Below are 5,388 nucleotides of genomic sequence, written 5' to 3'. Positions count from 1 at the left end.
CCCGCAAGCAGGGCGTCGAGCATAGCGAGCTGATGTTGCCGACCGACGCGCCGGAGTGGGCGGCCGACCGCGAGCGGCTATGGAACGCGGCCGAGCTGGCGGAGACGCGCAAGAACGCGACCGTGGCGCGGGAATATGAAATCGCGCTGCCCGTCGAGCTGTCGGCCGACGAGCGCCGGGAGCTGGCCTTGGGCCTCGCGCGGGAAATCAGCGAGCGGCATGGGGTGGCGGTGGACGTGTCGATCCATGCACCTGGTCGCGAGGGCGACCAGCGCAATCACCATGCCCACCTGTTGACGACGACGCGCCGCCTTGGCCCTGAGGGGCTGGGGGAAAAGACGCGCGAGCTGGACCAGAAGCAGAGCGGCGAGGTCGAGCGGTGGCGGGAACGATGGGCCGAGATGCAGAATCGGGCGCTGGAACTGGCGAACGTCCCCGACCGGGTGGACCATCGCAGTCACCAGCGGCAGGGGATCGAGCAGGAACCCACCGTGCATATGGGGCCGAGTGCGACGGCGATGGAGCGGCGGGCCGAGCAGGTGGCCGCGCGGGAAGGGCGGGCCTATGAGCCGGTGACGGCGGTAGGTCAGCACAACGCCGGCGTCGTCGAGCGGGCCGGCCTGCGCCAGTATATCGAGCGCGGGACGGAATGGCTGCGAGACATGGGGCAGCGGATCGCGGGCAGGCTGCACGATGTTGCGGCCAGCTTGAGCGGTGCGGTCGAGCGCGATCGGCGCGAGGCGGCCGAGGTGCAACTCGCCCGCGAAGCGCAGGAGCGTCTAGCCGCCGATCGCGCCCGTCAGGAAGCGCAGGAGCGCCAGCAGGTGCGGGAACGCGAGCGGGTGGCCGAGAAGTTCAATACCATCGCCGGGAAGCGCGAGGCGGGCGCGCATGGCTATGGCGACCATAACAGCGACTGGAAGGCGACCCCGGAAGCGCTCCGCAAGGCGGTGGACGCCTATAACGGGGCCAACCAGCACACCAAGGATCTTTATATCGAGCAGATCCAGCGTGAACCGAAAATGGCGCGCGCCGTGGGTCAGCTCATCGGTGAGCGGGAGCTGATCCTGCAACGCGACCGGGGCATGAGCTTGTGACGGCGATATACGATCCGATCATATATGATTCGGTCGCATATGATCGGATCGTATAGCCAAGAAAAAACCCTCCCGCAGAGCAGGAGGGTTTCTCACTTATCGCGATTTGAGAGGGTCGCGGATCAGAGCGTAAAGCGCAGACCGACCTGAAACAGCGAAGCCTTGGTTTTACCGAGGCGATATTCCACGTCCTCGTCCCCGAAGTTCAGCTTGCCGCTGCCGGTCTGACGATAGGTGTAATCGGCGGTCAGATCGATGCCCTTCGTCACCTTCACGGCTGCACCGGCGCGGAGCTGCCATGCGAAGCGAACCGAGCCGTCATCCTCGCCCAGCGCCTTGAGGTGTGAGCCGACCGCGCCGAGGCCCACGCCGACATAGGGCTTGAACGTGTTGCCGCCGAGCGGAATATCGTAGGTGACATTCGCCATCACGGCGAGCTGGCGCAGCTTAGCGACGGAGCCGTTGGTCGCGCTGATCGTGGTGCCGTTAATGTCAACGCCGTCCAAATCATCGACGCTGATAATGTCGAGTTCGCCAAGACCTTCGACAACATCGGAGAGGTCCTCGGCCGTGATCGCGGTGCCGTTCAGGCTCTTGAGCGTGATGCCCTTCACCTTGTTGCGCTGATAGGCCAGTTCGAGGCCGACGCGGACGCCGCCGAAATCATAGCCCAGCTCACCGCCAAAGGTTGCAGCGGACTTGGTGTTGAGCTTCGTGTCGAGGCGATTGTTCGGCTCGGACCATGTGTCGATGATGGCGAAATCGGGATTGTTGAGGTCAGCAACGCCGGTGCGAAGTTGGAAATACATACCCTTGTCGGCTTCATCCTGCGCGAAAGCAGGCGTAGCAAGAGCGGCAGACGCAAGAACGGCGCAAGTAATAATCTTCTTCATTAATAAACCCCCTAAGTAAACACGAAACATGACTAATTTTCGCGACCCTAGCGGGGGGGGGGGGTAACTGCTAAACTAAAAAATACAAGAAATATTTTGAGGTCAACTGAGTTTTTTCTAATATGTTGCGAAACCGCAACAATTTTCTCAATGGATTCATCACTATCCGCTAGGGCTGTCGCCCTGGCGGCCGAACAGGCGCGACCAGAAGCCGGGGCGGGAGCTGGGCTGCGAGACAGCGCGCTGATCGGTGAGGGCGAGCCGTTGGGCTTGCTCCCGCCAAGCGTTCCGTTCTTCACGCAGTTCGGCAACCTGCTCCCGCAACAGCCTGTTTTCAGCCTGTAAACCGGGGGTGTCACTGCCTGTTATGTTAGGCTGTAAAGGTTGCTGCACCCCATTTACAGGGGGCCAGACACGAAATAGCTCGACAGGTTCAATGCGCCATTCGCCGTTATCGGATTTTTCGGCGGAAACCCGGCCTGTCTTGATCGCCTTCATGAGCGTTTGGCGGGTGACACCGACCTTTTCGGATGCTTCTCTTAGGGTGATACCCATGATGTCACTCGCTGTTAAGTCGGCCTGTATAGTATCTATATATCGGTTGCATCGTCAGGGGGAGAGGCATCGGGCGCGCGGAGCCTGTTTCCTAGGCCGATGACGAGCTGGGATAGTTCCTCTTGCATCGCCGGATCGAGGTTCTGCTGTTCGGTGGCGGGCAGATCAGGCTCAATTCCATCTAGGAACGGTTGCGAAGGAGGGGGAAGTCCGTCGCCGTGCGGTAGCTGACGCTCACCTATCGGGGGAAGGCGGCGTAGTGGTTCTTGCTTGCCCAAAGTATCGCGGTCCGGCTGTTCGCTGTCGGAGACGACGACAGTTGCAGAAAATAGGCTGTATCTTAGCCCTTCACGTGGTCCAGACCAAACAACTCTATCGTTCAACACATATGCGTTGACAGTGCCGTTTTCACCAATCCGCCTGACTTCAATCCAATTTCCAGAAACAAGTGCAGTTATTGCTGTCTTAATAGTTGTAATTGATCTAACCCCTAGCAATTCTGCTAATGTCTTGTGACTTACTACAACAGCATTATTATCTCCGACCCGAGCGGCAAGCAGATGTAGTAAGGCCCCAGCCTTGGGGTTTGATGCGCTTAAGCGCGCCCAAGCCTCATGCGATGCACGGTCAGTCTGGACCCATCGGCTAGGCTGAGGCTTGGTGGCGGGCAAGGTGCGCGTATCTGTCACAGGGGTGTGACTCCAGTGTCGAGAAATCGGACATAGATTGGCTAGGGGCAGTCAATCTATGTCCGATTATCGCCAGAAAATTATCAAAAATCAACGTCAATTATCGACAATAAATTGGTGAAAATCGACAGACCCTAGCCAATCAGCTACTGGCTACCCCTAGCCAATCAGCTACTGGCTACCCCCCCCCGCCAACACATTGAAATTACGCAATAAAAAATCTCGCCCTTCTATATGATCTAAAGGGGGTGCAAGCGCGGACCTAAGCGCTGGCGAAGCAGCCCCTTTAGATAGGAACAAAAAGTGAACAATGAGCGCCGCTAATCGCGGCGCGCGTTATGGGTTGGAGACGCCCAGCTCATACGGTCGCATATTCCCGCAAAGGGCAGTTCCTACGGCAAAGTTCCTACGGGCTATCAGGGGGTGTAGGAGGCGATTTCCGGCCCGTAGGACGCAGGGAGGCGCTTGGGGGTGGCTTTTGTGCCATCCAAAGGCTCGGCGGCGCCCCTGCGGGACGCCAGAGGCAAATCGGAGTGAAGGAACTTGCGGGGGAGCAGTCAAAGAGGTATCATGTAACTTAGCATGATACCTATGGAGATTCACATGGCCGCGATCAAGCAAAGGGCTGACAAGGTAGATCGGCACCGCCAGCGGATGCGTGCGGCGGGGTTTCGGCCCGTCCAATTCTGGGTTCCCGACACGCGCGGGGCTGACTTCGCGGAGCGTGTGCGCCAGCAATGCTTGAAGTTGAAGGGCGACCCGGCGGAGCTGGACGCGCTGCGGTTTGTCGAGGAAGCGGCGGCGCAGGTCGAGGGCTGGCAGTGAAGCGAGGCGATATTGTCGCGGTTTCGTTGCAAGGTGACTACGGCAAGCCTCGCCCGGCCCTCATTGTGCAGTCGAATCTTTTGGCCGAGCTGGAAAGCCTCGTGATCTGCCCGATCACCAGCGCCGTGCGCGACGCTGCCTTTCGCATCACCGTCGAGCCGGACAACGCCAATGGGTTGCGTGTGCTCTCGCAGGTGATGGTGGACAAGCTCTCGACCCTGCCCCGCTCGAAAATCAGCAAGCCTTTCGGGCGGCTTGACGATGAGCGGATGAAGGCCGTGGACCGCGCCTTGCTCCTTGTCGTCGGGCTGATTTGAAGGGCGTCGGTCATTCCCTTGCCTGCAACGGCACCCAGTCGCCTTTGCACTTGCCTGTTTTGGCGTCCCATCGTGCGGTGCAGCCGTATAGCCGCTGTTCAATCTTGGGTTCCTTCGCCCACTGGTAGGCGAGGGCCGCGGCGAAGATCAGGCCCAGCCCGATCAGGGCGGCCGAGAGCCATTCCTTCAGCCGGTCCCACCATATCCCGGCACTGACCCGCTGGAGCTGCCCCGCCACGCGCTGGAGATCATCGACCGCCGTTCCCATCCGTTGCCCCCATTCGAGGCGCTGGCGGGCGTCCTGCTCGATCCGCTGGACCAGCGCGGCCGACTGCTGCGCGATCCCATCGGCCCCGGCCTGCCGCATCGCATCGAGCAGGACGCGATAATCCGCGCCGGGATCGGCAGGGGGCGGGGCGTCGAACTCAGCGGGGTCTAACGGGTCAGGCATCGGCGGGGCCGCCCTTGAAGGTCCAGCCATCGAACGCCTTGCGATCCTGATCGCGGCTGATCCGGCCCATCAGGTCATTGAGGCGGGATTCCCATGCGGGGTCTTTCATCGCGGCATCGAGGAGCAGGCCGCCGAGGATGATCTTGCGGCGGGCGTCCTGTTTGCGGTTCAGGGTGGCGGCGCGCGCTTCCAATGCCTGCAACCGGGCCTTGGCCTGTTCGACCTTGCGGCGGGCGTTTTCGATAGCCTCTGGCGTCGGAGCGGCCATGCACAATCCTTTCGCTGAGTGATATTGATAGCACCGGACCCGACTGAACGAAAGAGAGGAAGGGCGCACTTATGCAAACTTGCGTTTGCGTGCGGGAGGGGATACCCCTCCACCCCAGCGGGCTATCGCCCGCGCCATGCTCCCGCATGGCAAGGTAGGGCGCGGCGATGGCGAGTTTCCATCTTGCGGTGAAGGCGATAGGCCGTTCCGCCGGTCGCAGCGCGACGGCGGCGGCAGCCTATCGTGCGGGCGTCGAAATCACGGACGAGCGCACCGGCCTCGTCCACGATTAC

General features: G+C 60.9%; 7 protein-coding genes. 3 read left to right on the top strand and 4 right to left on the bottom strand.

Annotated features, from left to right (window positions below; all coding sequences use genetic code 11):
• The coding region (locus V473_RS22645) for a MobA/MobL family protein (RefSeq protein WP_066609378.1) at positions 1–1,097 on the top strand (1,097 nt) is incomplete at its 5' end.
• A 122-nt stretch (positions 1,098–1,219) separates the two neighbouring features.
• On the opposite strand, the gene V473_RS22640 is transcribed toward V473_RS22645, so the two are convergent.
• Positions 1,220–1,990 (bottom strand): outer membrane beta-barrel protein, encoded by a 771-nt coding sequence (locus V473_RS22640; RefSeq protein ID WP_037493360.1) that lies wholly within the window; start codon positions 1,988–1,990, stop codon positions 1,220–1,222.
• 162 nt (positions 1,991–2,152) lie between these two features.
• Positions 2,153–2,545 (bottom strand): hypothetical protein, encoded by a 393-nt coding sequence (locus V473_RS23360; protein ID WP_013044867.1) that lies wholly within the window; start codon positions 2,543–2,545, stop codon positions 2,153–2,155.
• Positions 2,546–3,837: 1,292 nt separating this feature from the next.
• Here V473_RS23360 and V473_RS22630 point away from each other — a divergent pair.
• Both V473_RS22630 and V473_RS22625 read left to right on the top strand, forming a co-directional pair.
• Positions 3,838–4,059 carry an antitoxin MazE family protein gene (locus V473_RS22630; RefSeq protein ID WP_013044873.1) on the top strand — a complete coding sequence of 74 codons (222 nt, stop codon included), beginning with the start codon at positions 3,838–3,840 and terminating at the stop codon, positions 4,057–4,059.
• Positions 4,056–4,376 carry a type II toxin-antitoxin system PemK/MazF family toxin gene (locus tag V473_RS22625; RefSeq protein ID WP_013044872.1) on the top strand — a complete coding sequence of 107 codons (321 nt, stop codon included), beginning with the start codon at positions 4,056–4,058 and terminating at the stop codon, positions 4,374–4,376. Before V473_RS22630 ends, V473_RS22625 begins: the two co-directional genes overlap by 4 nt.
• A gap of 10 nt (positions 4,377–4,386) precedes the next feature.
• Here V473_RS22625 and V473_RS22620 read toward each other — a convergent pair whose 3' ends face one another.
• The gene (locus V473_RS22620; protein ID WP_013044871.1) at positions 4,387–4,827 is read right to left on the bottom strand and encodes a hypothetical protein; all 441 of its coding nucleotides are present in this window, start codon (positions 4,825–4,827) and stop codon (positions 4,387–4,389) included.
• Entirely contained in the window at positions 4,820–5,095 is a 276-nt protein-coding gene (locus tag V473_RS22615) for a hypothetical protein (RefSeq protein ID WP_013044870.1), read from the bottom strand. The genes V473_RS22620 and V473_RS22615 overlap by 8 nt, the downstream gene beginning before the upstream one ends.
• Positions 5,096–5,388 lie beyond the last annotated feature (293 nt).

Source organism: Sphingobium cupriresistens LL01 (assembly GCF_001046645.1).
Classification (GTDB): Bacteria; Pseudomonadota; Alphaproteobacteria; order Sphingomonadales; family Sphingomonadaceae; genus Sphingobium; species Sphingobium cupriresistens.
The sequence above is the reverse complement of the archived record's forward strand: the minus strand, read 5'-3'. Positions and strand labels throughout refer to the sequence as shown.

Excerpts from the sequence above, each read along its gene's own strand:
- V473_RS22640 (WP_037493360.1), bottom strand. The coding sequence starts at position 1,990 with ATGAAGAAGATTATTACTTGCGCCGTTCTTGCGTCTGCCGCTCTTGCT.
- V473_RS23360 (WP_013044867.1), bottom strand. The coding sequence starts at position 2,545 with ATGGGTATCACCCTAAGAGAAGCATCCGAAAAGGTCGGTGTCACCCGC.
- V473_RS22630 (WP_013044873.1), top strand. The coding sequence starts at position 3,838 with ATGGCCGCGATCAAGCAAAGGGCTGACAAGGTAGATCGGCACCGCCAG.
- V473_RS22620 (WP_013044871.1), bottom strand. The coding sequence starts at position 4,827 with ATGCCTGACCCGTTAGACCCCGCTGAGTTCGACGCCCCGCCCCCTGCC.
- V473_RS22615 (WP_013044870.1), bottom strand. The coding sequence starts at position 5,095 with ATGGCCGCTCCGACGCCAGAGGCTATCGAAAACGCCCGCCGCAAGGTC.